Origin of the sequence: Gordoniibacillus kamchatkensis, assembly GCF_000829455.1 — a bacterium.
Lineage (GTDB): Bacteria > Bacillota > Bacilli > Paenibacillales > NBRC-103111 > Gordoniibacillus > Gordoniibacillus kamchatkensis.
The window spans coordinates 82,252-107,407 of sequence record NZ_JXAK01000014.1 but is presented as its reverse complement, the minus strand read 5'-3'; the positions used below and the strand labels follow the sequence as shown (position 1 = coordinate 107,407).

At 57.6% G+C, this 25,156-nt stretch carries 23 protein-coding genes and 4 pseudogenes; 20 read left to right on the top strand and 7 right to left on the bottom strand.

What is annotated here, in order from left to right; translation table 11 throughout:
- Nucleotides 1-40 precede the first annotated feature (40 nt).
- Together SD70_RS10330 and SD70_RS36870 are read right to left on the bottom strand one after the other, a co-directional pair.
- Nucleotides 41-226 carry a hypothetical protein gene (locus tag SD70_RS10330; protein ID WP_041047475.1) on the bottom strand — a complete coding sequence of 62 codons (186 nt, stop codon included), beginning with the start codon at nucleotides 224-226 and terminating at the stop codon, nucleotides 41-43.
- A 21-nt stretch (nucleotides 227-247) separates the two neighbouring features.
- Nucleotides 248-505: a hypothetical protein gene (locus SD70_RS36870; protein ID WP_197080984.1), complete on the bottom strand. Its 258-nt coding sequence runs from the start codon at nucleotides 503-505 to the stop codon at nucleotides 248-250.
- A 200-nt stretch (nucleotides 506-705) separates the two neighbouring features.
- Between SD70_RS36870 and SD70_RS10320 the strand changes: the two genes are divergently transcribed.
- Genes SD70_RS10320 through melA form a run of 7 tightly spaced genes read left to right on the top strand, consistent with a single transcriptional unit; the run spans nucleotide 706 to nucleotide 8,589 of the window.
- Nucleotides 706-1,911, top strand: a complete 1,206-nt coding sequence (locus SD70_RS10320) for a sensor histidine kinase (RefSeq protein WP_197080983.1) — start codon at nucleotides 706-708, stop codon at nucleotides 1,909-1,911.
- The gene (locus tag SD70_RS33155) at nucleotides 1,889-3,400 is read left to right on the top strand and encodes a response regulator transcription factor (protein WP_052487262.1); all 1,512 of its coding nucleotides are present in this window, start codon (nucleotides 1,889-1,891) and stop codon (nucleotides 3,398-3,400) included. Before SD70_RS10320 ends, SD70_RS33155 begins: the two co-directional genes overlap by 23 nt.
- A gap of 34 nt (nucleotides 3,401-3,434) precedes the next feature.
- Nucleotides 3,435-4,583 (top strand): mandelate racemase/muconate lactonizing enzyme family protein, encoded by a 1,149-nt coding sequence (locus SD70_RS10310; RefSeq protein WP_041047472.1) that lies wholly within the window; start codon nucleotides 3,435-3,437, stop codon nucleotides 4,581-4,583.
- The gene (locus tag SD70_RS10305; protein ID WP_041047471.1) at nucleotides 4,580-5,575 is read left to right on the top strand and encodes an alcohol dehydrogenase catalytic domain-containing protein; all 996 of its coding nucleotides are present in this window, start codon (nucleotides 4,580-4,582) and stop codon (nucleotides 5,573-5,575) included. Before SD70_RS10310 ends, SD70_RS10305 begins: the two co-directional genes overlap by 4 nt.
- 39 nt (nucleotides 5,576-5,614) lie before the next feature.
- The gene (locus SD70_RS10300; protein ID WP_052487261.1) at nucleotides 5,615-6,445 is read left to right on the top strand and encodes an SDR family NAD(P)-dependent oxidoreductase; all 831 of its coding nucleotides are present in this window, start codon (nucleotides 5,615-5,617) and stop codon (nucleotides 6,443-6,445) included.
- Complete coding sequence (locus tag SD70_RS10295) at nucleotides 6,442-7,218, top strand: SDR family NAD(P)-dependent oxidoreductase (RefSeq protein ID WP_041047470.1); 777 nt, start codon at nucleotides 6,442-6,444, stop codon at nucleotides 7,216-7,218. The genes SD70_RS10300 and SD70_RS10295 overlap by 4 nt, the downstream gene beginning before the upstream one ends.
- Before the next feature lie 48 nt (nucleotides 7,219-7,266).
- Complete coding sequence (gene melA, locus SD70_RS10290; RefSeq protein WP_041047469.1) at nucleotides 7,267-8,589, top strand: alpha-galactosidase; 1,323 nt, start codon at nucleotides 7,267-7,269, stop codon at nucleotides 8,587-8,589.
- Nucleotides 8,590-9,021: 432 nt separating this feature from the next.
- Here melA and SD70_RS37865 read toward each other — a convergent pair.
- Nucleotides 9,022-9,738 (bottom strand): annotated as a pseudogene (locus tag SD70_RS37865) (DUF1906 domain-containing protein).
- A 190-nt stretch (nucleotides 9,739-9,928) separates the two neighbouring features.
- Entirely contained in the window at nucleotides 9,929-10,114 is a 186-nt protein-coding gene (locus SD70_RS10280; protein ID WP_041047468.1) for a hypothetical protein, read from the bottom strand.
- Between the two features lie 80 nt (nucleotides 10,115-10,194).
- Here SD70_RS10280 and SD70_RS10275 point away from each other — a divergent pair, with 80 nt between their 5' ends.
- The 7 genes from SD70_RS10275 to SD70_RS10250 all read left to right on the top strand — a co-directional run bounded on the left by SD70_RS10275 (nucleotide 10,195) and on the right by SD70_RS10250 (nucleotide 16,331).
- On the top strand, nucleotides 10,195-10,857 hold the full coding sequence (locus SD70_RS10275) for a sugar phosphate isomerase/epimerase family protein (RefSeq protein WP_052487260.1): 663 nt from the start codon (nucleotides 10,195-10,197) through the stop codon (nucleotides 10,855-10,857).
- Nucleotides 10,823-11,017: a hypothetical protein gene (locus SD70_RS33150; RefSeq protein WP_197080982.1), complete on the top strand. Its 195-nt coding sequence runs from the start codon at nucleotides 10,823-10,825 to the stop codon at nucleotides 11,015-11,017. Before SD70_RS10275 ends, SD70_RS33150 begins: the two co-directional genes overlap by 35 nt.
- A gap of 25 nt (nucleotides 11,018-11,042) precedes the next feature.
- Nucleotides 11,043-12,227 (top strand): Gfo/Idh/MocA family protein, encoded by a 1,185-nt coding sequence (locus SD70_RS10270; protein ID WP_041047467.1) that lies wholly within the window; start codon nucleotides 11,043-11,045, stop codon nucleotides 12,225-12,227.
- 73 nt (nucleotides 12,228-12,300) lie between these two features.
- Nucleotides 12,301-13,278 (top strand): helix-turn-helix domain-containing protein, encoded by a 978-nt coding sequence (locus tag SD70_RS10265; protein ID WP_052487258.1) that lies wholly within the window; start codon nucleotides 12,301-12,303, stop codon nucleotides 13,276-13,278.
- Entirely contained in the window at nucleotides 13,190-14,512 is a 1,323-nt protein-coding gene (locus tag SD70_RS10260; RefSeq protein WP_052487257.1) for an ABC transporter substrate-binding protein, read from the top strand. The genes SD70_RS10265 and SD70_RS10260 overlap by 89 nt, the downstream gene beginning before the upstream one ends.
- A gap of 35 nt (nucleotides 14,513-14,547) precedes the next feature.
- A complete protein-coding gene (locus SD70_RS10255) occupies nucleotides 14,548-15,501 on the top strand; it encodes a carbohydrate ABC transporter permease (RefSeq protein ID WP_041047466.1) in 954 nt (317 codons plus the stop codon).
- Nucleotides 15,502-15,560: 59 nt separating this feature from the next.
- Nucleotides 15,561-16,331, top strand: coding sequence for a carbohydrate ABC transporter permease (locus SD70_RS10250; RefSeq protein WP_082053249.1), 771 nt, complete (start codon nucleotides 15,561-15,563; stop codon nucleotides 16,329-16,331).
- 48 nt (nucleotides 16,332-16,379) lie between these two features.
- Here SD70_RS10250 and SD70_RS10245 read toward each other — a convergent pair whose 3' ends face one another.
- Nucleotides 16,380-16,769, bottom strand: a complete 390-nt coding sequence (locus tag SD70_RS10245) for a MarR family winged helix-turn-helix transcriptional regulator (protein ID WP_041047464.1) — start codon at nucleotides 16,767-16,769, stop codon at nucleotides 16,380-16,382.
- Nucleotides 16,770-16,812: 43 nt separating this feature from the next.
- Nucleotides 16,813-17,013 (bottom strand): hypothetical protein, encoded by a 201-nt coding sequence (locus tag SD70_RS36865; RefSeq protein ID WP_052487256.1) that lies wholly within the window; start codon nucleotides 17,011-17,013, stop codon nucleotides 16,813-16,815.
- Between the two features lie 60 nt (nucleotides 17,014-17,073).
- Between SD70_RS36865 and SD70_RS10240 the strand changes: the two genes are divergently transcribed.
- Nucleotides 17,074-18,678, top strand: a complete 1,605-nt coding sequence (locus SD70_RS10240; RefSeq protein WP_052487255.1) for a chloride channel protein — start codon at nucleotides 17,074-17,076, stop codon at nucleotides 18,676-18,678.
- Nucleotides 18,679-19,199: 521 nt separating this feature from the next.
- Here the strand turns inward: SD70_RS10240 and SD70_RS10235 are convergent.
- Nucleotides 19,200-19,739, bottom strand: a complete 540-nt coding sequence (locus SD70_RS10235; RefSeq protein WP_041047462.1) for a PadR family transcriptional regulator — start codon at nucleotides 19,737-19,739, stop codon at nucleotides 19,200-19,202.
- Nucleotides 19,740-20,118: 379 nt separating this feature from the next.
- Between SD70_RS10235 and SD70_RS10230 the strand changes: the two genes are divergently transcribed.
- The 5 genes and pseudogenes from SD70_RS10230 to SD70_RS40280 form a co-directional block, all read left to right on the top strand.
- Nucleotides 20,119-21,120 carry an FUSC family protein gene (locus tag SD70_RS10230; protein WP_052487254.1) on the top strand — a complete coding sequence of 334 codons (1,002 nt, stop codon included), beginning with the start codon at nucleotides 20,119-20,121 and terminating at the stop codon, nucleotides 21,118-21,120.
- 136 nt (nucleotides 21,121-21,256) lie between these two features.
- A pseudogene (locus SD70_RS10225) lies at nucleotides 21,257-23,583 on the top strand (xanthine dehydrogenase family protein molybdopterin-binding subunit).
- Nucleotides 23,580-24,413, top strand: coding sequence for an FAD binding domain-containing protein (locus SD70_RS10220; protein WP_041047461.1), 834 nt, complete (start codon nucleotides 23,580-23,582; stop codon nucleotides 24,411-24,413). Before SD70_RS10225 ends, SD70_RS10220 begins: the two are co-directional and overlap by 4 nt.
- Nucleotide 24,414: 1 nt before the next feature.
- Nucleotides 24,415-24,873, top strand: a pseudogene (locus SD70_RS10215) ((2Fe-2S)-binding protein); the annotation flags it as partial.
- A pseudogene (locus tag SD70_RS40280) lies at nucleotides 24,839-25,129 on the top strand (XdhC family protein); the annotation flags it as partial. The pseudogenes SD70_RS10215 and SD70_RS40280, both read left to right, overlap by 35 nt.
- Between the last annotated feature and the right edge of the window lie 27 nt (nucleotides 25,130-25,156).

Here is a 25,156-nt window from a genome sequence, read left to right as displayed (position 1 = left end):
TCAGGGAACACGAGTGCGGCGAAGCCGGAGACCCGCATTCTTAGGTCCGCAGCGCAGCCGATCTTTCTCGGCAGGCTGAAAAGACTGCAGTAATGGAAACAACGGCGAATCGGTAAAATAAAGTAAAGACGGAGGTCGGACGGAGGGGAGACGCGATGCGGAAGTCGATCCGGTTCAAGCTTACGCTGCTGTTTCTGGCGACGATCGTCTTCCCTGTCGTCGTCATTGTCGTTGCGATGCCCTCCTACTACCAGAAAACGATTGTGAGCCAGGAATCCTCGCAGATGGAAGATACGTTGACGGCGCTTACATTCGGAATCGAAACGTATTTGGACGATTTGGACCGAATGACGGTTACGCCGTATTTGAACGACGATGTCATGCGGGCACTCAAGTTAAAATCTTCCGCCCGCTGGGGGCTGTTGACCGATTTCGAGAAGTATGAGGCGGAGCAGGCGCTTTCCAGCACGCTGCCCAAATTTTTGCGAAATACGCGCAAAGACATCCTGGGCACCATTCTTCTTCCCATGGACGGATCCGTCTATATTACTTCTCCCGCCAGTTATGTCAATGGAGCTGTGCAAGGCTATCAGTTCGAGAAACAGGATTGGTATATCCGCGCCTTGGAGGCCGACGGGAAAGTCGCCTTCATCAGCGTTCACCCGCAAAATTATTTGGAAGGCGGCGGCGCCGAAGTGTTCTCCGTTGCCCGCCTTATTAAAAGACCCCGATACGCGCCGCCCGCTCGGCGTCATCATGGCGGATGCGGACACCGTTGCGCTGGAGCGAATGATGCGCGGAATCCGGCTGAAGGACGGATCGCTTGCGGCAATTATGGACGACAAGAGGAAGCTGATTTATGCGAGCCACGCTCTGTCGGCCTCCGCGCAAAGCCAGCTGGCTGCGGACAATCGTTTGGTCAAAGAGAAGAACGAAAGCTATTCCGTTGTGGCGGAAACGGTCAGCCGCTCGAACTGGCGGATCGTCGTGCTCTTTCCCGAATCGATAATAAAGAAAGAGCTCCAACGTATATATGGGGTAGGATTTTTGTTCGCGGGCTTCGGCTTGGTTATCGCCTTGCTGCTTTATTTCGCTGTATCGCATTGGATGGTCAAGCCGTGCAAACAGATGATCCAGGTGATGAAACGGATTCAGCGCGGGCATTTGGATACTTTGTATCCGGTCCGCGGGGGCGACGAGATGGCCCAGCTCGGCAGCAGCCTGAACACGATGATCCTGCACCTCAGGGAGCTGATCGACCGCGAGTTCCGCGCCGCCCTCGGCCGCCGCAACGCGGAGTTCCGGGCGCTGCAGTCGCAAATTCAGCCGCATTTTCTGTACAACACGCTAAACGGGTTTATCGGCCTCAATCGTTCCGGCCAAAGCCGGCTGCTCGAGCGGGCCATTTTGTCATTAAGCGGCATGCTGCGCTATACGCTGGAGCAAAACGACGAAGTGCAGCTGAAGGAGGAGTTCGATTTTATCGCCAAATACGGGGAGCTGCAGCGCATGCGGTTCGCGCACAAAATGGAGCTGGATATCGCGCTCGATCCGGAAGCGGAGCGCATTCCGGTGCCGAAGCTGCTCATCCAGCCCATTGTGGAAAACGCCATTATCCACGGCATCGAGCCTTGCGGCCGGCCGTGCCGGTTGACGATACGGGCGCGCCTGCGGCGGTCCGCTGGCGATGCGGGGGCGGTGCTGGACATTCGGATTAGCGACAATGGTACGGGTTATGACCCGGACAAAGCGATGGCAGGCGTAGGCATAAGCAATGTGCGGGAGCGGCTGCGCTACGCTTACGAGGACGCGGTGCTGCGCATCGAATCCGCCACCCAGGAAGGGACGACGGTGACGATCTCCATTCCGCTGAAGGAAGTGAATGTAATTGAAGCTGCTCATTGCCGATGACGAGCACTTGGCCCGGATCAGTCTCAAAAGCATGATCAAGGAGATGGAAGCCCCGTGGAACATCGTCGGAGAAGCGGCTGACGGCGAAGAGCTGCTGGCGCTTGTCGAAGAGCACAAACCGAATATCGCCATTGTCGATATCCGTATGCCGAAGCTGGACGGACTAGACGCCATACGTCTCGGCAAAGAACGGTCCCCCTGCACGCATTGGGTCATTTTGAGCGGATTTTCGGATTTTGCTTATGCGCAGCAGGCCGTCAAGCTGGGCGCTTCGGACTACTTGCTGAAGCCGGTCGATCCCGACGAACTGGAGCGGGTGCTGCTCAACATTTACAAGGACAACAAGGACTATATTTCGCTTATGAACGAGCAATTTGCCTGCAGCGTGTTCGCCTTGTGCAACAATTTGACTTCCCTTCAAACGGAACAGCGCGACAGCTTGTTTTACCGCGGCCGCTTTATCGGCTGGCTGTTTGCGCTGGACGCCGAATTGCCGCTCGAGCGTATCGCTGCGCTGGAGAGCGGGTTTTACGGGATGCTGCGGGAGACGCTGCCTGGCTACTTGGCATACGGCATGCATGTGGCGTTGACGGCGCTTGGGGACGGCCAGCTTGCGCTCATTGCGGTGTGGGACCCGAGTCTAGGGCCGGAAGGGAAGCGGCGAGTCGACGAATATGCCGGCTTCGCCGTCGATGCCGCCGCCCGTTACGGCAGCGCAAAAGCAGCCATTACGATCGTGCAGAGCGAGCCATGCGGCGGCTTCGAAGCGCTCGGCGAGCAGCTTCGCGATTTGCAGCAGTGGGCGCCGCTCCGCGCGTTATGCGGCATCGGCCGCAGCCTGACGTACGCTGAACTCGAACGGCAGGCCGCCGTCCCGGGCGCGGCGGAAACGGCCCGCAGCTTATGCGACATCGCCGATCATTTGAAAAACGGGCTGTACCTCCACTATCAGCAGGCGGTGAACGCCTTCGAATTATCGCTGCGTACATACGGCTGGTCGGGTCCGGGCGCAGAAGGGAAAGGCGCCGGCATCGTTCCGTTTTTGCGCGCCGCCGTAGGGCTGGATGTGCGGGAAGACGCGCCGCGCGCGGCCGTGATCGAGGCGCTTCGCCGGCACGGGGAAAAGATGCTGCGCGGCCAATGCAGCAAGGAATCGGCCGCGTCCGACCTCGCCGAGCAAGTGATCCGCTTCGTCGACAAACACTACATGGACGATATCGGAATCGGGCAAATCGCTTTGAATCTGGGCGTTTCTGTCAATCATTTGAGCGCCGCGTTCCAGAAAAAAACGGGCGTGACGTTCGTCAAATATTTGACGCGAATTCGGATGTACAAAGCGAAGGAGCTGCTGCTGGGAACGAATTTGCAAGTCAAGCAAATCGCCGAGCGGGTCGGCTACTACAGCACCCGCCATTTCACGAGACTGTTTACCGAAACGTTCGGCAGCTATCCGTCGGATTACCGCAAGATGGAACAAGCGAAATTTTAGGCAGATTAACGGCCGAAGGAGGTTTTGGCGAGGCATGAAAATTACGGATGTGGAGACGTTCATATGCGGAAATCCATGGAAAAATTGGCTGTTCGTCAAGCTGCACACGGACGAAGGCGTAACCGGCATCGGCGAAGGAACGCTCAACGGGTTTGCGAAGACGGTGGAAGCGGCCATCCACGAGCTGAAGCATTTGTATATCGGCATGGACCCGCACGACGTGGAGACGATCGCCCTGAAAATGATCCGCGACGTCTATTCCGACGGCGGTCAAATTCAAGGCTCGGCGCTGGCCGCGGTCGAAACCGCCTGCTGGGACATTATCGGGAAAGCGGCCGGGCAGCCGCTCTACAAGTTGCTTGGCGGCAAGTGCCACGACAAGCTGCGCTGCTACGCGAACGGATGGTACAGGGGGCCGCGCGAGCCGCAAATGTTTCACGACAAGGCGAAGGAGGTCGTCGCCAGAGGCTACACGGCGCTCAAATTCGATCCGTTCGGGAACGCTTGGCGGACCGTGGAGCGGAAAGATTTTCAGACGGCTATCGAGATTATTGCCGCCGTGCGGGAAGCGGTCGGGGACGAGGTAGACATCCTGATCGAGGGGCACAACCGCTTCAGCGTCCATACGGCGCTGCAGTTTGCGGAAGCGATGGCCCCGTACAAGCCGGCCTGGTTCGAAGCGCCGGTGCCGCCGCAGCGCATTTCCTCGGTCGTCGAGGTGGCGAAGCGGAGTCCCGTGCCGATCGCCTGCGGCGAAGATTACTACTGCCGCGAGCAGTTTGCGGAGCTGCTGAAGCACGACGCGGTTCACATTATTCAGCTGGAGCCGCAGTTCCTCGGCATTTCGGCAGCCAAGCAAATTATCGGCATGGTTCACGCCCATAACGGCGTCATCGCGCCGCACAGCGCGCAGGGGCCGGTTTGCTCCGTCGTTTGCGCCCATTTGAACATGGCTTCGCCGAACTTTTACTTGCATGAAATGTTCGATGAATTCAACGAGCCGTGGGAAGAAGAAGTGCTGCAGCCGCCGCTCAAAGTCGAACGCGGCTTCCTGCGGCCGCCGGAGCGTCCGGGCATCGGCGTCGAGCTCAATTTGGAACAAATTGCGAAGCATCCGTACGATCCCGGCTACTGGATACCGCTGTTCAAGCAAGGCTGGGAGAAGAGGGAGGGACAAGGGTGAGGGCGCTCGTGTACGAAGGACCGCGGATCATGAACGTCCGGGAAGCGGAGGCGCCGGAGCCGGGAGAGGGGGAAGTCTTGATCCAGGTCGAACGGGCAGGCATTTGCGGCTCGGAATTAAGCGGCTATTTGGGCCACAACTCGCTGCGCAAACCTCCTCTCATTATGGGGCACGAATTTTCCGGCGTTGTCGAGCGCCTGGGCAGCGGGTGCGAAAGCGCGGCGCTCAGCCCGGGCGACCGGGTGACGGCGAACCCGCTTGTCTCGTGCGGCAAATGCCGCGCTTGCACGAACGGCGCCGCGCAGCTTTGCGCCGGGCGGCAGCTGGCCGGAGCTCACCGGCCTGGAGCGTTCGCTGAATATGTTGCAGTGCCTGCAACCAATGTGCATCGGCTCGAAGACCATGTCTCCTTCGACGAGGGGGCGTTTGCCGAGCCGTTCGCATGCGCCGTCCACGTTTGCCGTAAGCTGAAGCTGCGGCCGACCGACCGGCTGCTCATTATGGGGGCCGGGCCTATCGGGCTGTTGACGCTGCAGGCGGCTCAGGCGTACGGCTTGCGTCACGTGGCGGTCGCCGACCTGAACGATGAGCGGCTGAGCATCGCTGCGGAGCTTGGCGCCGCCGCAGGGATGAGCGTGCAGGCGCTCGCCGGCGGGGATAAGTTCGACGCCGCCGTCGACGCCGTCGGTGCCGGGGCAACGCGGCGGGCTTGCGTGGAATTCGTGAAGCCTGGCGGGCGGGTCGTGTTCACCGGGCTGCATGAGGAGGAGAGCAGCCTTCCGCTCAATCTTCTCGTACGCAGCGAAACGCAGGTGACGGGAGCGTTCGCCTACCATACGGACGACTTTGAGACGGCGCTGCAATGGATCGGGGAAGGCCGGGTCCGGCTGCTGCCCTGGACGATTCACGCACCTCTGGAAGAAGGACGCGCGTGCTTCGAGCGGCTCATTTCCGGCCCGGGCCGCGTTGCCAAAATATTGCTGACGCTATAGCCTATAGACGCAATCCATGAGAGGGAGGCGCTAGTTGCTATGCATATCGATCTGCATGGGAAAGTGGCCATCGTCACCGGCGCAGGGCGGGGAATCGGCCGCGAAATTGCCATGACGCTCGCCCGCGAAGGCGTTGCCACCGTAATGACGGACGTTAACGAGTCCGACTTGAAGGACGCGTATGAAGGGTTTGTGAGCGAACGGTTAACCGGAGCTTATTACCCGTGCGACGTGCGGGATTATACGCAAATCGAACGGATCGTGCGGCAGGTGGAGCAAGATTGCGGGCGAATCGACATTCTCGTCAACAACGCCGGCGTAGCGAGCGGCGGAACAGTGGAAACGCTGCGCGAGGACGTATGGGATTTGAACCTTGACGTCAATCTGAAAGGCACGTTCCTGATGTGCAAGGCGGTCGTGCCGGTCATGAAGCGGCAGCGGTCGGGGCGCATTATCAATGCGGCGTCGTTCGCGGCTATCGTGCCGAGCTACGGCGGCGCCGCCTATGCTTCCTCAAAAGCGGGCGTAGAGCAGTTCACCCGGGTGCTCGCAGGCGAGCTCGGGCCGTGGAACATAACGGTCAATTGCTACGCGCCGGGCATGATCCCGACCGCGATGAACGGCTTCGCCGAGCTTCCGGCGCAGCGGCAGGAGCGTTTGCTCGACACTTTGACGCTGCGGCGCTGGGGGGAGAAGCGGGAAGTGGCCCATTTGATCTGCTTCCTCGCTTCCGATTTCGCCTCCTATATTACCGGCACGATGATCGATGTGAGCGGCGGCAAGCTGGCGACGCAAATCCCCCGGGTCGCTTACGAGCAGGCGGAGCTGCAAGGGGAATACGAGCTGGGGCTGCGGAGGGAACCGCGATGAAGGAGGCGATCGATTTTACCGGGCGGACGGTCGTCGTTACCGGCGCTGCGCAAGGAATCGGCGCGGCGATCGCCGAGCGTTTCCTTCGGCTCGGAGCGGCAGCCGTCGCCGCCGATGCGGATGAGCGCGGGGAGCATACCGCCGCCGGCTGGCGGCAAGCGGGTTACGCGGCGCGCTTCGTCCGCTGCGACGTTTCGCGGGAGGCGGACGTGCGCAGCATGGTCGCGTACGCCGAGCAAGAGTTCGGCGGCATCGACGTGCTCGTCAACAACGCCGGCATTTTTCCGCGCTCCGATCCGTTTGAAATGGAGGAAGCGTTCTGGGACCGCGTCATGGGCGTCAATCTGAAAGGGGCGTACTTGGCGTGCCGGGCCGCCGCTGCCGGCATGATCCGGCGTGGGCGGGGCTGCATCGTCAATATCGGTTCGCTGCACGCGTCGAAAGGGGCGCCCGATACGCTCGCTTATGCGATCTCCAAAGGCGGGCTCGTTACCTTGACCCGCAATCTGGCGGCAACGCTCGCCCCGCACAGTATCCGGGTGAACTGCGTGCATCCCGGGTGGGTCGCCTCGGAGGGGGAGCTGGCGCGTTTGCGGGCTTTGGGCGAAGACGCCGAGCAGCTGCAGCACGCCAATCGGCGCATGCCGATGGGGCGCATGCAGACCGGGGCCGACATTGCCGACGCCGTCGCCTTCATCGCGTCCGATTGGGCGGAGCAAATTACCGGGCAGCAGCTGACGGTCGATGGCGGCCTCAGTCTGGGCAAGCTGTAGGGCTGCTTTCCGGGAACCCGATACTTTGTTGGGAGGAGAATTCGCGAGATGAAGAAAATCGCTTTTATCGGCGCAGGCAGTCTCGTCTTTACGAAAAACCTCGTCCGCGATTTGCTGACGTTCCCCGCTTTCGCGGACTGTACGATCGCCTTGATGGACATCAATCCCGAGCGGCTCGGCTATGCGAAGAGCGCGGTAGACAACATCATCGCCGCCGGCGGATACCGGGCAGCGGTCGTTGCGACGACCGACCGCATCGAAGCGCTGTCCGGAGCGGACGGGGTCGTGTGCACCATTTTAGCCGGCGATTTGGACGTATGGCGCTACGATTTGGAAATACCGAAGCGGTACGGCGTCGACATTAATATCGGCGATACGCGCGGGCCGGCGGGGATATTCCGCTTTCTGCGCACGGTTCCCGTCATGCTGGACATTTGCCGAGATATCGAGCGATACTGCCCCGACGCGATATTTTTGAATTACACGAACCCGATGGCGATGCTGTGCAGGGCGATGCAGAGCGAATCGAGCGTGCAGGTGACGGGGCTTTGCCACAGCGTGCAAGGCACCGCAGCGATGCTGGCCCGCTGGATTGGAGCGCCGATGGAAGAAATTACGTACCGCTGCGCAGGGATCAATCATCAGGCGTTCTATTTGGATTACAAATGGAACGGCAAGGACGCCTACCCGCTCATTCGCGAGGCGGTCGTCAGCAGGCCGGAAATTTACAACGAAGAGCAAGTCCGCAACGAGATGTTTCTGCACCTCGACTACTATGTGACGGAATCGAGCGGCCACAACTCCGAATATAACGCGTGGTTCCGTAAACGGCCCGATCTGATTGAGAAGTACTGCACGCACGGCACCGGCTGGAATCCGGGGGAATATGCGTACACGGTCAAGCGCGCGGAGAGCAGGCGCAGCCGCTGGCAGGAGCAGCTGGAGGAGTGGCGGGACAGTCCGATCGATTTGCGGCGAGGGGAGGAGTACGCCTCCTCCATTTTCAACGCGACGATCGGCGACGGAACGCTGTTCGAGTTCAACGGCAACGTGCGCAACTTCGGCCTGATCGACAATTTGCCTCAAGGCTGCTGCGTCGAAGTGCCGGTATTGGCCTCGAAGCGAGGGCTGAGCCCGATTCATGTCGGCGCGCTGCCGGACCAGTTGGCCGTTCTTGTCAATACGAGCGCGAGGTGCGAGGAGCTGGCTGTCGAAGGCGCTTTAACGGGCGATCCGCGCAAAATTTTCCATGCCATCTGCTTCGACCCGCTCACTTCCGCCGTGCTCAGCCTGGCCGAAATCAAGTCGATGGTCGACGACATGTTCGCGGCGAACCGGGAGTGGCTGCCGCAATTCCGGCATTTTTCTTGACGGAGCAGGCGTATAAGCGCGTCCCGGCACGGCGGCGAAGGACCATTCCATAAGGCGGCATATTGCTTCCGTCTTTCGTCCACGATTGCGGCGTCTGCGGCAAAGGGGCATAGGGAGCCGCATCGCAAAGAGGCGGCTCTCTTTTTGGCGTGGATTGCAGTTTTGCTGAGCTGGCGCCCCCTCGACTCTGTAAAATGCAAACGGAGATCGAACCATGTTCATTTACGGCGGTGACCGTCAGGTCAGGTTTGATTTCCCAGGGAAGGAGGGCTGGTCTTCGAACGGAAATCGATAATTGTGCCCGCTGAATGTGGCCCCGCGTCCACGTAGCATATTTTTATTGAGGAGAAATAAAGACGAATCCCTTCAAACAGGTAAAATCATTATACTTGCGCCAGCCAAAGCCAGCGGAGTGATGAACTTTTACCCTCATTAAGTTGTCGGTTGCCCCGATGCCTTACGCAGTTCGTTCGCCAATCGATGAAATTCCGCCTGTGCTTCGGGTACATTCGTCGCAAAGTAGGCCGCTGATAAAAAGGCAATGATCTTATTCGCATCGTCTATACTTAACCTTATATTCCACCATCCTTCCATTCCGTAGGATTCATCCAAATCGATATCAATCCCGTTAGAAGTAATATCGTTCTGATATTGATAAATATTTAGTGCGTCCGACTTATTACCTCCGCTCCATGCGTATGTCTGCCAGAACCTTGAGCATGCGCCGGCAGCTCGTACAGCTTCAACAACTGCATAGGGACCATAGACGCCCGTTGAATAGTTTGGCGTTGCTTCTGCAGCTGCCTGGATGTATTCAATTACAGTTGGCATCTGCTCTGCAGTAGCATCAAAATCAACAGCAAAGTATATCGCGCTTTCTTCCGGTTGGCCAACTGCCTACGCAACTTGCAAAGCAGTTGCGCCATCCTCTAACCCAGCAGCACGGCCGCCGAGTGCCCGGCCGGCGCTTGTCTCGAATACGGAGACGATCTGTAGTCCCGCTGCACTGATTGCATCCACTTCTGCTTTCGTCAACGCCTTCCAACTGTCTGGTACGAGGTAGCGGCATACGAAGTCATACCCGTCACTTTTGAACTGTGTCGCTGTGGCCGTTGTCAACGGTGTAGCGCAATCAAAACCTTTAGCCATTCTACCTACCTCCCGGTCCGCATATCTGATACAAGTCTCGGCGTAGTGCAGCTCGCGCTGATATGAGAAAATCTTATGCGCCCCGCGTCTGCTGCTTGCTCATCTTCTCTCAGATGAATGATTCTTTTAAAGTAGCATATGAATTTCTCTTATATTTGAATCCGCTTTTGCCCATGCTAATCATCTTAATTTAAACCGGAACCCGAAGTAAGCCGTACACCGGGCCGCCGCTGCTTAGAGCCGCAACGCTCGCACAATACTTATAAAATACCGCTTTGTCCTGATCCGACAAAGCGACATTTTTCATGAGACTGCCCGAAATGCAGCCGTCGCAAGAAGTCAATTTCAGCAAAATGGCAATGCAAATTTCGCCCATCCGGCAATACCGCCCTAGCCGGAAACCGCTTTATGATAGAAAAAGAATATATACTTCTTCCGAAAGGATGAAACGATGGCGTGTTTACGTTAACCGGCTTTGCGGACGAGATTTCGCACGATTTGAGCGTGCAGCTGGAGGAATTGAAGAAGCTCGGCATTCGGCACTTGGAGCTGCGGGGGATTTGGGGCCAAAATGTGCTGGAATTGACTGACGGTGACGTAGCCAAAGTGAGCAGACTCTTGTCGGAATCGGGCTGCGCCGTTTCCAGCATCGCCTCGCCGATCGGCAAATATCCGATTCGCGAACCGTTTGCTCCGCAGCAGCAAGCGATGAACCGGGCGATCGAGCTCGCGAATCGACTTGGCGCGTCTTACATACGGGTGTTTTCGTACTATGTCCCGCAAGGCGAAGATCCGGCGCAATACCGGGACGAGGTGATCGGCCGTATGGAGCAGCTTGCCCGGCAAGCCGAACAAGGCGGCGTGACGCTGGTTTTGGAAAACGACCGGGGCGGTTTGTACGGCGACAATGACGACCGGGTGCTGGACATCGTGCGGACGGTCGGCTCTCCGGCCCTGCAGCTCGCTTTCGATCCCGGAACTCGTTCTCGAGAACGTGGCCCCGGTCAGTCAGGCGTACGGCAAACTGGCGCCTTATATCGCTTATGTCCATATGAAAGATGCCGATATGGGCAAAGAAATGTTCGTGGAAGCCGGCAGAGGCGACGGGCAAATCGCTGAGCTGATCGACCGTCTGCGGGAGTCGTCGTTTTCCGGCTTCTTGTCGATCGAGCCGCATCTGCACAAGGCTTACCCCGAAGCGAGCAATCCGGAGCGGTTTGCCATTGCCGCCAAGGCGCTGCAGCAGCTGCTTAAAGACAAACAGATCGAGTGGAACTAACGAACTTCGAAGGAGGCAGCATACGATGAGTGGCCGCAAATTGAAACTTGGCCTGGTAGGGCTCGGAAACATCGGAAAGACGCATTTAAGAATCGTGAAGGAACTGGATAACGTGGAACTGGTAGGCATATGCGATGTTGTGCGGAACAGAGCCGACCAGTTCGCCGCAGACAACGGTACAACCGCTTATTACGACTACAAGGATATGTTCGATCGCTCCGGTCTCGAGGCCGTCATCATCGGGGTTCCGCACTATGGGCACAAGGATGTCGCTATGGAAGCGTTCTCGCGGGGGCTGCACGTGCTCTGCGAGAAACCGATAGCGGTTCACGTGGGCGACGGCAACGACATGATTGCCGCGTACGAAGCGGCCAAAGCAAAGAAGCCCGAGCTGATCTTCGCGCTCATGTTCCAGGAGCGCACCCTTCCCTATTACAAAAAAATTAAAGAAATTGTCGCGAGCGGCGAGCTTGGCCGGCTGATGAGAGCGACATGGATCAATACCGCCTGGTTCCGGTCGCAGGCGTACTACGACAGCGGCGATTGGCGGGCGACATGGGCCGGGGAGGGCGGCGGCATTTTGACGAACCAATGTCCGCATAACTTGGATTTTTACCAGTGGGTGTTCGGCTTGCCGCAGCGCATCAGCGGCCATGCCAATATCGGCAAATACCACGACATCGAGGTCGAGGACGAAGTAACCGCCTATTTCGAGCATGAGAACGGGATGGTCGGCCACTTTATCGTCACGACGGCAGAGACGCCGGGGACGAACCGCCTCGAGATCGTCGGCGAGAACGGGCGCCTTCTGTTCGAACCGGGGAGCCTGAAGCTGTACCGGACGCCGATGTCCATTTTGAAGCATTTGAAAGAAACGGCACAAGGCTTCGCTAACCTGGAGGCGCAAGAAGAAGACGTACCGGTAAACCTCGATGCGCCAAGCGGCCATCGTGTCGTGATTGAAAAGTTCGCCGAGTCCGTGCTGAGCGGAAAGGAGGACCTGATAGCCCACGGAAAGGAAGGCATTCGTTCGGTGACGCTCGCCAACGGCATTATGCTCTCGTCGTTCACCGGGCGAATCGTAGAGCTGCCGCTTGACGCAGACGAATTCGAGCGCCATCTGCAGAAGCTGATCGCTTCTTCCAAGTACGTGAAACAAACGCGCGACGGCGGGCATGCCGATATGTCCGGTTCTTTTACGAAAGCATAAGAGGAGTTACGGCATCGACAGCGAAACAGACTCTAAGGAAACGCGTCACTATCGCTATTTCGGAGGGTTTGCGATGAGGCTGCCTTACTTGCTGAACTACGAATATTTGAAAAGCGTCCCGGCAAAGGCCGGAGAGTTCCAGTCCCACTCGAACTATGAAATCTTCTACTTTCACGAAGGCCGGGGTTACTACTTAATCGGCGATAAAATTCATCAGCTGTTCCCGGGGACGCTCATTCTTATGCACGGCTTGACCCTGCATACGCCATGCAGTCTCGACGGGTATCCGTACGTCCGGACGCTCATGAATTTTGACCAGTCTTACGTTCGTGCGGCGGCGGAGCATCTGTTTGCGACGAACGTGCTGGAGCCGTTCGAGAAGCTGGGCAACTATGTGATCCTGCTCAACGAGGAGGAGAAAGCCGAGTTCGAATCGATCCTGGGCATGATGCAGCGCCATTACGCGAAGCCGGATACGACGTCGCGGGAGCGTTTTCGGCTCCATTTTCTCGATGTCCTGTTTTTTGTTTACGACGTCATGAAAAAGCCCTTGCGGAGCGTGCCCGAGCTATCCCAACTAAAGGAAAGGCACATTCAAGCGATTTTGTCTTACATTGACCGCCATTTGACGCAAACGATCCGGCTTGAACATCTCGAGAAGAACTTGCACTTGAACCGGCATCACATCGTACGGTTGTTTCGCGATGTGACGGGGATGACGGTATTTCAATACATTTTGAAGCGAAGGCTCAACGAGGCGAAGCTGCGGTTTTTAACGGAGCCTCAGAGCGGCGTCACCGATGTGTGTTACTTGTCCGGCTTTAAGAACGTGTCTCATTTCAGCCGGGCGTCAAACAGCAGGAAGGCTGCTCGCCGGAGCAATACCGGCGGCAGCTGCGGCTTTCTCTGTGAAGCTGCGTTTGAACAGGCAGTTTTGAAATCGCTTTCTAAAGGAGAGGGTAATGGTGAGCAAGCTGTTAAAGAGTATGGGGACCGCAATCGTTCTTCTCGTTGTTCTTGCCGCAACAGGCTGCGGTTCGATCGGAGTTAAGGACGAGGCGAAAACAGACAGCGCGACGAGCGCGGATTCGGCCAAGACGCCGAAAGCTTCCGCGATCAAGCTGCGGATCATGTGGTGGGGCTCGCAGGCCAGGCACGATGCGACATTGAAAATTCTCGATTTGTACACAAAGAAAAATCCGAATGTAACGTTCGAAACGCAATATTCCGGTTATGACGGTTATTTGGACAAGCTCTCGACGCAAGCGGCGGCGAAAAACGCCCCGGATATTATGCAAATCGACGCTCCTTGGCTCGCCGACTGGAACGCTCGCGGGCAATTCGCAGACTTGTCCGCCGGCATCAACACGAAGGACATCGACCCGAACCTGCTTGAAACCGGCAAATACAACGGGAAGCTGACAGCAATCCCGCTCGGAAACAACGCATGGGGCATGATATACGACAAAGCCGCGTTGGAAAAGCTGGGCGTGCCTCCCATAAAGGACGGCTGGACATGGGACGAATATTTTAAACTCGTTGAGGATATTCAGCCCAAGCTTGGCAAGGGGCAGTATGTCATTAAGGACGGGACCAACGACGGGACGCAGTATGCCGCTTTTCAGTTAAGCAAAGGAAAAGGGTGGCCCATTACGCAGGACGGCAAATTTAACTATGACCGGGACACCTGGCTCGAGTGGGCCAAGAAGTTTGCGGATTTGCGCAAAAAAGGCGCCGTGCCTCCGCCGGACGTCCAGTCAGCGGATAAGGATCTGGATCCGACCCAAGATATGCTCCTCACCGGCAAACTGTTATTTAAAGGGTTGCACGCGGCGCAAGTATCTGCTTTCGATGCATTAAAGCCGGGCAGCATTGGCGTTGCGACGATGCCGAGAGCCGCACAGCCAGGCGGGTGGCTGAAAGCGACGTTTTATTTCTCCGTAAGCCAGGATTCTCCGTACAAAGAAGAGGCGAAGAAATTCATCGACTGGTTCATTAACGACCCGGAAGTGGCGGAAATTGCCGGCACGACAAGAGGCGTTCCGATCTCGAACAAAATCGTTTCGCTGCTGCAGCCGAAATTTAACGCAGGCGACAAGCTGACGGTCGAAATGATCAACAAAACGGCCGTAAGCTCGCAAACGTTCAATCCGGGGGCGCCGGGATGGACCGATTTCGGCAAGGACGAGAAAGACATTAAAGACCGGCTCATGTTCGAAAAGATTACCCCGGAGCAAGCCTACGACGAGCTTGCCAAAGCGGCCAAAAAGTACGAGAAAAAATGAGGCGGGCTGATGCCCGTATCGAATCGGAGGCCACCATGTACCAAGACTCGGTGCTTGAAGGCGGTAAAACCGTGAAAAGAGCCCGGACCGCCAAATTGAAAAACCATTCGGTATCGAACGTTGCCGGATATTTGTTTATTTCGCCTTGGCTCGCCGGGTTTCTGTTTTTGACGCTTTGGCCTATGGCTCAATCGCTCTATTATACGTTCACAGATTTCTCCCTGCTCAGCGCACCGAAGTGGATCGGCCTGCAAAACTTTCAGGAAATCGCGCAAGACCGCTTTTTCTACAATTCGCTTAAGGTCACATTCACTTACGTGCTGACTTCCGTTCCGGCCAAACTGGGCTTTGCGCTGCTCGTAGCGATGCTGCTCAATCAAAAGCTGAAAGGGATCGAACTGTACAGAACGATCATTTACTTGCCGTCATTGATAGGCGGCAGCATTGCCGTAGCGGTGCTCTGGAAAAATATATTCGGCATCAGCGGCTTTATCAACCATATCGTTCCGCTCTTCGGCATTCCGGCGAAAAATTGGATCGGAACGCCGGGTACGGCGCTAGGCACTTTGGTGACGCTTAGCGTATGGCAGTTCGGTTCGGCCATGATCATTTTTCTGGCGGGACTCAAGCAAATTCCAAGCGATCTGTATGAGGCCGCTGCGGTGGACGGAGCGGGGAAATTCCGGAAATTCGTCTCCGTGACGCTGCCGATGCTGTCTCCGGTCATTTTCTTCAATCTGATTATGGGCGTTATCAGCTCGTTCCAATCGTTCACCGCGGCATTTGTCATTACGAACGGCGGACCGCTCAATTCGACCGAAATGTACGCCCTCTATTTGTACGAAAAAGCTTTCGCCACTTTGCACATGGGCTATGCTTCGGCACTGGCCTGGATCTTGCTCGTTATTGTCGCAATAGCGACGATGATCAATTTTATGGCATCGAAATATTGGGTGTTTTATGAAAATGAGGCGGGTGGAAGAGGGTGAAGGCGATATCGAGGAACAAATGGCTGACTCACTTCGTGTTGATCGCATTCAGCGCATTGATGTTTTACCCCGTATTGTGGTGGATCGGGGCGTCCCTCAAGCCGAACGCGGAGCTGAGCTTGCCGTCGCTGTTTCCGAGCCGCTTCATGTGGAGCAATTACTCGGACGGCTGGGTGGCGCTGCCCAAGTATACGTTCACGTATTTTTACATCAACAGCTTCAAGCTCAACATTACCACGATGCTGCTGACGGTCATTTCGAGCAGTCTTGTCGCTTTTGGCTTCGGGCGCATTCAGTTTGCCTTCAAGAAAGTATGGTTTTCCCTTCTTCTGCTGACGATCATGCTGCCCGCTCAAGTTACCCTCATTCCCCAATATGCGATGTTTCATAAGTTCAACTGGGTCAACACGTACTTGCCGTTTATTGTGCCCAGTGCGATGGGGGGAGCGTTCTTTATCTTTCTGTTGGTGCAGTTTATACGCGGGATTCCCGGCGAACTGGACGAATCCGCCAAAATGGACGGGTGCAGCTGGTTCGGCGTTTATTGGCGAATCATATTGCCTTTAACGAAGCCCGCGCTCATTACAGTGATGATCTTTTCGTTTCTGTGGCACTGGGAAGATTACTTAGGTCCGCTCATCTATTTAAATTCCGTAAGCAAATTTACGGTGCCTCTCGCGCTCCGAATGTTTATGGATACGCAAAGCGCCGTGCAATGGGGACAATTGCTGGCTATGTCGCTCGTCTCGATCGTTCCTCAAGTGCTGCTGTTTTTTCTGGCGCAGCGGCACTTTGTGGAGGGCATTTCAACTACAGGCTTAAAGGGCTGAGTAAAAAATTGTAAGAGCCTCAAGGAGCTGATCCGCCAGCTCCTTTTTTCATTTGTTCCACAGTCCGATCCGGTTCAGTTCCTCCCAGTGAATTTCCGACAAAGTCTCCAGCAACCTTCTTCCTTCCGGCGACAAATGAATATAGATGCTTCTCCCGTCCTCCGGATTCGGCTTGCGCTCGACAAGGCCTTGCCGTTCGCAGCGGTCGATCAAACCGACGCAGGCGTGATGAGTGAGCTGCAGCCGCTCTGCCAGTTCGGTCGGGGTGACGTAATCGCGCCCGGGATAGCCCATAATGGCCAGCAGCAATTGGTGGGACTGCGGCGTCAGCCCGTTCCGGCGGGCGGCCTGTTCGCTGAAATGTATAAATTTCCGTAGCCGGTACCGGAAATCGGCGAGCTGCTCGTAAACGGCTTTGTCCATCATTTTTTTTGTCATATCGCTTGTCTCCCGTCTTGTATTTATATCTCAATGCGATGTATTATGAATCGGGCAGCACAGCATACATAAGGAGGTTAACTGCGTTGAATGTTGCGTCACCAACGAGCTGGCCGATTTCCGGTTCAGCGCCCGCAGCCTGTATATCGCTGCGCTCGCAGCCGTTGTAGGGGCCAGCGGGGCTTGCATCGCCGTCGTTCTGCAAAAAATGATCGGTTTCTTCACCAACCTGTTCTATTTCCACCGGCTTTCGTTCTCGTTCGTACCGCCATACCCGAACGCATTGGGCTTGGGGGCCGTCTTCGTGCCCGTCGCGGGCGGACTGCTGATCGGGCTGATGGCCCGGTACGGCTCGGATAAAATACGCGGCCACGGCATCCCGGAAGCGATGGAGGCGATTTTGAACGGCAAAAGCGTCGTCTCGCCGAAAGTGGCGATCCTGAAGCCGATTTCCGCAGCGATTTCGATCGGCAGCGGGGGACCGTTCGGCTCGGAAGGGCCGATTATTATGTCCGGCGGTTCGCTCGGCTCCGTCATCGGGCAATTTCTTCATTTGACCGCAGGCGAACGGAAAGTGCTGCTTTTAAGCGGTGCGGCTGCAGGTATGAGCGCTACGTTCCATGCGCCGATCGCTGCCGTCTTTTTCGCCGTCGAGCTGCTCGCTTTTGAAATGCGCCCGCGGAGCATCGTGCCTATCGCGGTCGCCAGCGCCATAGCCGACTTCATCCGGCAATATTGGATGGGGACGGAGCCGGTGTTTCCGAGTTCGGCCGTTCCCGCCGGCCGGATGGACATCGTTGCAGCCGCTCTGGGGCTAGGCGTGCTGGGCGCAGGGCTCGCTTATATTTTAACAAAAGCGATCTACGGAACGGAAGATTGGTTCGAGAAGCTGCCGATCCACTGGATGTGGTGGCCGGCTATGGGCGGTATCGTCATTGCGCTCGGCGGCCTTGCCGACCCGCGCGTGCTGGGCGTCGGCTACGATTCGATCGGAGAGCTCGTGGCGGGGCGGTTTCCGATGCATTTCCTGCTAGGGTTCCTGCTGATCAAAACCGCGATTTGGGTCGTCGCACTCGGATCCGGCACGTCCGGCGGCATTATGGCGCCGCTGCTCATCATCGGGGGGACGGTCGGCGATGCGCTCGCCGCTCTTGTGCATGCCCCCGATCCCGGCGTATGGGCGATAATCGGCATGGCCGCCGTATTTTCCGGGGTCACCCGTTCCCCGCTGACGACCGTCGTGTTTATGCTCGAACTGACGCACGATTTGCCCGTGCTCCTGCCTGTCCTGCTCGCTTGTACCGTAGCGGCAGGGCTGTCCGCGCTTATTTTGCCGCGGTCCATATTGACCGAAAAAATCGCCCGCCGCGGCCGCCATATCGCCAGAGACTACGCGGTCGATCCGCTTGACCAGGTGAAAGTGTCCCAGCTGGAGCTTGTGCCAATGCTGTCTTTCCACGAGCACGAAACGGTTGCCGGAGCTTTGGAGAAAATGCGCCACGCACCGGACGAATACCGGTACAAGGGCTATCCGCTTGTTGCGGGCAACGGCCGATTGATCGGCGAAGTGCGGCGGGCCGATCTGGAATCGCTCGCGAAGTCGGGCGCGGCCGGCAACTCGCCGCTGTCGCGCTACTTTGCCGCAGCCGTGCCGGCGGTTACCCCGGACCATACGTTCGGCGATGTGTGCCATATTATGCTGAGTACCGGCCAGACGCGGCAGTACGTCGTTGACGAAGACGGCCGGTCGCAAGGCCTGCTGACGCGCCGCTCGATTCTTGAATCGCGAAGAAAACAGTGGGAGGAAGAAAACCGGAGGGAACGTTATCTTCATTTATTCCGTTGGAGTTCGGCGGCGAGGCCGGTCGGGAAGCGGGAACCGTCCGCGGGCGGACATGTACGGTCGTGAGAGGAGGCTAGGAGAGGCTCTACCGGGCTAGTAGAACGTTTGCTCATTTTGAAATAAAGGAACATGGTTCCGTTATCGCACGGCCAGAGGGAAGCCGGATAAAGCTTAGCGGAACGGAGTTCCGTTATCGGTCTGGAACAAGAGCGATTCTCGCCTAAAATGCGGAGATAGCGTACTCTCGTTCCGCTAATTTCGCGAAATACCCGGGAAATAGGTCGATAGCGGAACAAATTTCCGCTAACCGGGAGAAGAGGTTCCCGCTGAAACATTCTGGTCGAAAACAGGCTTGCGAAGTCCCTTGCCGCAGAATCACTTAGGCAAGCCGACAGATGGAAGCGACTGCTAATGCAGCCGAACCGTACCCGCTTAAAATGCCGCTGGAGTTGCGCAAAGCATACTTCCAGCGGCATTTTAAGCGCAGCATGCCAGCCGTAAGTACCGCAGTAGCAACTGCAGCAGCAGGGCCGGGCCCGCACAAGTATGAAAACCGGCAAGCCCGCGTCTTTACGACGGCATTGAAGCTATTCCTTTTTCAACAATTTCTCGCACCACTCGATGTACAACCGTTCGTATTGAATGCCAAATTCGACGACGGAAATGGTGGAGGCAATCGGATCGTGGCTGTCCGGCGCGTCCAGCATCGCGGTGAGCTCCTCCACTTTGGCTACATAGGCGGCCAGCCTCTCTTCGTGCTGTTTTTTGACTTCCTCGATTTGCGCAGCCATCTCTTCGGGCTTAACAAGCCAGGAGTTATATGCCTTCAGCAGAAAATCGTCGCGCACGGTTTCAACGCCGCCGCGCTCCAAAGTCCACTGAATAAGCGCTTCCCGCCCGGCTTCCGTAATCTCGTACAATTTGCGGACGGGGCGATAGGCGTGCTGTTCCGTCCCCTGCAACCGGATCAAGCCTTCCCCTTCCATCTTGGACAATTCCGGATAAACCTGATTGCTGCCCACTTTCCAAAAAGGGCCGATCCGGCTGTTCATTTGCAGCTTGATATCGTAGCCGCTAAGAGGCTCGCGCGCCAGCAGCGTAAGCAGAGCGTAACGAATGGAGCTCATAAATGCGAACTCCTCCTTTCGATAAGATCATTTTGTCATAGGTTCATTTTAATATATAAACTTGGACCAATCAAATTTTAAGTGCGCGATAAAGCCTGTGCTTGCCCCCAAACGTTGCTGCGCTTCACCGCCAAAATTGGTGAGGAAGCGCATGGCCAAAATCGGGACGTTGCTGTTGCAAGGCGATCGTTTTTTGCATGGCTGGATGAAGTGTTGAACGTCAGGCGATAATGGTAATAGAGGAACTGTGCAGCATAGGTTGAGAACCGCGACGGTATTTCGCCTGCTTCCGGCAGCCGGTTTTTGTGCCGTCTGCGCGTCGATTTGCGGCGGCGGAAACGCGGTAACATTTTGCCCTGGATGCGGCAAGGAGTACGATATGGGCAAGCGCATTGTAAGCCTGATTGCCATGATCTTGAAAATGTCCGCAGCTTCCGGCATCGCTTGGGAGCTGGCGAAGCTGTGCGGCTCGAAGCATCCTTACCTCGCGCCGCTGTCGGTTATCCTGTGCTTGCAGACCACGGTTCTGCAGTCCGTCCTGTATTCGTTCCACCGGCTTTTCGGCACTGTTGTCGGCGTCGTATTAACGGTCTGGGCCGCCGATTATGTGCCGCTAAACGGCTGGACGCTGGCTTTGCTGCTCGTTCTCGTCTCGGGAGCCGCCCTGCTGCTGCAAAGAAAAGAAAGCGTCGTGCACGAAGCAGCTTTAAGCGTGCTGCTCGTGCTCGCTTTGCAAAAGCAGTCGCCTGGACATTACGGGTTCGATCGGATCCGGGACACGATTATCGGACTTGCCGTCGGGCTCGCTGTCCATATGCTCGTTTATCCGCCAAACTTGACGAAACAGGCCGAACGTGCGGGGCTCGCGTTGGCACAGCGAATGGCGGAACGGTTCGCGCAAGCGGCGGCTTGGGTGCAGGACGGCTGCCGCGCGGACCGGGCGACAATTCTGCATGCGGAGTCGCAGGCGCTGCATAAGGAGCTGTTTCAAGCGCACAAGCAGCTGGAGCAAGCGGCGAAAAGTTTGAAGCTCAACTGGTTCGCCGAGTCGAGCCGATCGCTTCTGCAAGCGAGTAAGCGCCGGGCGGCGCTGCTCGAACGCGGCGTGTTGTACTTGCAGAGAACGGTTCGCATAATGGCCGAATGGTCCTCCGCCGGGACGCTGCCGCCGGCTGAGCAAGAGCGGTGGGCGAGCCGCCTCCGCTCTATCGGCGTCTGCTGGAGCGATTTAAGCCGAAGCAAAGGAATCCCGTTCGTGTCCGATCCGGACTTGATCGCCTTGCGCGACGGAGCGGACGAGCCCTCTCCTGATGCACGATATACAGCCATGCTCCATGCGGGAACGTCGGAGCTGCTGCAAGAACTGAATCGATCGTCTTGACCGGCACCCCATACGAGGGGTGCTTTTCCTTTTTGCCCGCGGCGTCATAACCTTCCTTCGCCGTCCGTATAATGAAACGATTGGCGGTAACGGAGCAGCGGCACGGGATGAGCTGGGAGGAAAGGAGCGATCGGCTTTGGAGGCGATCGGAATTAGCGTTCCGAAAAAGGAGTCGTATGACAAAGTGACGGGGGCCGCGCGATATACCGGCGACCATCAGGAAGCCGGGATGCTGTACGCGCGGCTCTTGATAAGCCCTTATGCGCATGCGCGAATCGTTTCTATCGATACGGCGGAGGCGGCGAAAGCGCAAGGGGTTCGCGCCATATTGACCGGAACAAGCTGCGATGTGCTGACCGGGGAGGAAACCCGCGACAGGCCGATCATCGCCAAGGACCGGGTCCGCTTTTACGGTGAAGCCGTCGCCGTAGTCGTAGCCGATACCGAAGCGCAGGCGCAGCAGGCCGCGAATATGATCCGTGTCCGGTACGAGCCGCTTCCGGTTGTTAATTCCCCCGCGGAAGCGCTGCGCAGCGATGCGCCGCTCATTCACGAACGGCTGGGCGAATACAAGACGGGCCCGGGTGTCGTTCCGGTTCCCGGCACCAACATCGCCTGCTTGCTGAAAGTGCGCAAAGGAGATTTGGCCGAAGGCATGAAAGCGAGCGAAGTCGTGATCGAAAATTCGGTGTCGTTCGCCCCATCCGATCACGTGGCGATGGAAACGCGCAGCGCTGTTGCGGAGATTAAGCCGGACGGGCATGTTTACATCGAATCGTCGACGCAGGCCCCTTTTGGCGTCAAAAGATACGTGGCGGCTTATTTCGGTATCGATCCGGGCTGGATTGTAGTCCGCACCCCGTTTGTCGGCGGCGGCTACGGCGGCAAAGCGGCGATTCAGCTCGAGCTGATCGCTTATGTCGCTTCGTGCGCGGTGGGCGGCCGCAAAGTCAAAATCATCAATACGCGCGAAGAAGACATGCTGACTTCTCCCGGACATATCGGGCTTGACGCCACCGTTCGGCTCGGAAGCACGGCAGCGGGCAAAATTGTGGCGGCGGAAATCATTTACCGCTTCGACGGCGGCGCCTACAACGACAAATCGAGCGACGTTGCGAGAGCGGCTTTGGCGGACTGCTCGGGTCCTTATGCGATCGACCACCTGTATTGCGACTGTCTGACGGTGTACACGAATCATCCGTACGCTTCGGCTTTCCGGGGATACGGGCATGCGGAGCTCACTTTCGCCATCGAGCGGGCGATGGACGTGCTGGCCGACAAGCTCGGCATCGATCCGTGGGAGCTTCGCATGCGGAATGCCGCCGTGCCGGGGGATACGGCGCCGACCCGCGACGTGCGCACGCCGAGCAATTTGGGCGATTTGCGACGTGCATGCACCGGCTGCGCGCGCTCGCCGGATGGGACGACTGGCAGGTACGGCAAGTGGACGCGCATACGATCCGGGCGAAAGGAATCGGCTGCTTCTGGAAAAATTCCTCGATAGATCCCGATGGCAGCTCGGGCGCGATCGTTTCCTTCAATCAGGACGGGAGCCTGAATCTGGAAACCGGCGTTGTCGAGATCGGCACCGGCACGAAGACGATACTGGCGCAAATTTTGGCGGAACGGATGAGAATGAGCCCGGACCATATTCACGTCAAGTTCAAGATAAGCACGGACATTACGCCGGAGCATTGGAAAACGGTGGCGAGCCGCGGCACGTTTCTGGCCGGCCGCGCGGTGCTGAAGGCGGCTGACGACGCCATCCGCCAACTGCTCGACATAGCGGCATGCGTGCTGCGGGCCGATCCGGTCGATTTGGAGCTGGGGCATGGATACGTGTATGCCCGGGCCGACCCTTCCGTCAGAATCGCCGTCAAAGACATTTGCTACGGGTACAAGTATCCGAACGGAAATTCCATCGGCGGGCAAATTATCGGGCGGGGCCACTATATCCAGCGGCGCATGAACTACACGAACCCGGAAACCGGGGAAGGCACGCCCGGGCCGGAGTGGAACGTAGGGGCCCAGGCGGTGGAAATCGAGCTCGATACGAGAGACTATTCCTATAAGCTGCTGAAAGCGATCTCCGTCAACGACGCGGGCAAGGTGCTCAATCCGAAAGCGGCCAAAGGGCAAGTGATGGGCGCCATGTCCATGGGGCTAAGCTTCGCAAACCGCGAAACGTTTATGTTCAGCGGCGAAGGAGCGATTTACAACGCGTCGCTGCGCGATTACAACGTGATCCGGTACGGCGAAAATCCTGAATATGTCGTCGAATTCATCGAGAGTCCGTGTCTGGATGGGCCGTATGGCGCCCGCGCGCTGGGCGAGCACGGGCTTATCGCGATGCCCGCCGCCCTGGCCGCCGCGCTCTCGCGCGCTGCAGGGGTTCAGCTGAACCGGCTGCCCCTGTTCCCGGAGACGATCTGGAGAGCGAAAATGGGGGAACCGCAACCATGATCCCTTACAATTTCGACTACTATGCGCCGGCCACCGTAGCCGAAGCGGCCGCCTTGTTTCAGCGGCTCGATGCGGAAGGGAAGCAGCCGCTTTATTATTCCGGGGGCACCGAAATCATTACGATAGGCAGAATTAACCGCATTTATACGGAGGCCGTGATCGATCTGAAGCGAATTCCGGACTGCCGCCAGGCGGCGGTTCAGAGCGGGAAGCTCGTGCTCGGTTCGGCTTTGACGCTGTCCGAGCTTTACGATTCGCGCGTGTTTCCGCTGCTCGGAGAGACGGGGGCCGGCGTCGCCGACCGGACGTCGCGCAACAAAATTACGTTCGGCGGCAACATTTGCAGCAAGTTCATTTACCGCGAAGCGGTGCTGCCCCTTTTGCTGACGGACAGCGAAGTGCGGATCGCCGGCCCCGGGGGCGCGAGGCAGACCCCGATCGCCGAGGCGTTCGACGGCCAGCTGCGGCTCGGGAGAGGGGAGTTTGTCGTACAGACGGTTACGGACGAAAGCTATGCGAGAATGCCGTATGTAACGATAAAGAAGCGCAAAGTCGCGGCGATCGATTATCCGCTCGTCACTGTCGCGGCGCTGCGAACAAGCGAAGGAATCCGCATCGCGTTCAGCGGCGTCTGCGCGTTTCCTTTCCGCTCGCAGGCTGTCGAACGTATGCTGAACCGCCGGGAGCTGCCTCTCCGGGACAGAATCGATCAATCGATCGCGTTGTTTCCCGCCCCTGTCATTAGCGACATCAAAGGCTCGGCGGCCTACCGCGAGCTTGTGCTGAAGCTTGTCATGGAACAGACGATGAGAGCGCTGGGAGGGGAATGAGATGGCGGGAACGGACCGCTATACGATCGTGCTGGAGCTGAACGTGAACGGGGAAATGCGCCGCGCCGCCGCGCGCCCCGCGGACTTGCTGCTGGACGTGCTCAGGGATTCATTCGGCTTGACCGGCGCCAAGCCCGGCTGCTTGAACGGCGATTGCGGCGCTTGTACGGTGCTCGTGGACGGATGGCCGATGAAATCGTGCCTCATGCTCGCGGTCGAGGCCGAGGGGAAAGCGGTCACGACCGTAGAAGGTTTGAAAAACACCGCCGTGCAGCGCGAATTTGTCGACAAATTCGCTTTCCAGTGCGGTTATTGCACGCCGGGCTTCGTCATGAACGTCTATGGGCTCGCCCATCTGCGCCCTGACGCCGATGAACACACGGTGAAAGACTGGCTGCAGTCGAACATATGCCGGTGCACGGGGTATGAAGAAATTCGCGACGCCGTCGTCTCGGTATTGCAACGCCGCGCTTCTTCGGCAGCGGATGCGGCGGTTGCAGAGGATGCGACGAATGCGGCGGATGGCGCGGTCGATAGCCCGATGCGGAAAGGAAGCGCCGCCAATGGATCCGATACATGACATTTTGCGGGCGATCGGCGAACAGAACAAAGACTGCATACTCGCTACTATTGTACTGGTGGAAGGCTCCGCCTACCGGAAAGCCGGCAGCACGATGCTGCATCAAGCGGACGGGAGGCAGGTCGGCGTATTGACGGCCGGCTGCCTAGACGGCGACCTGGCG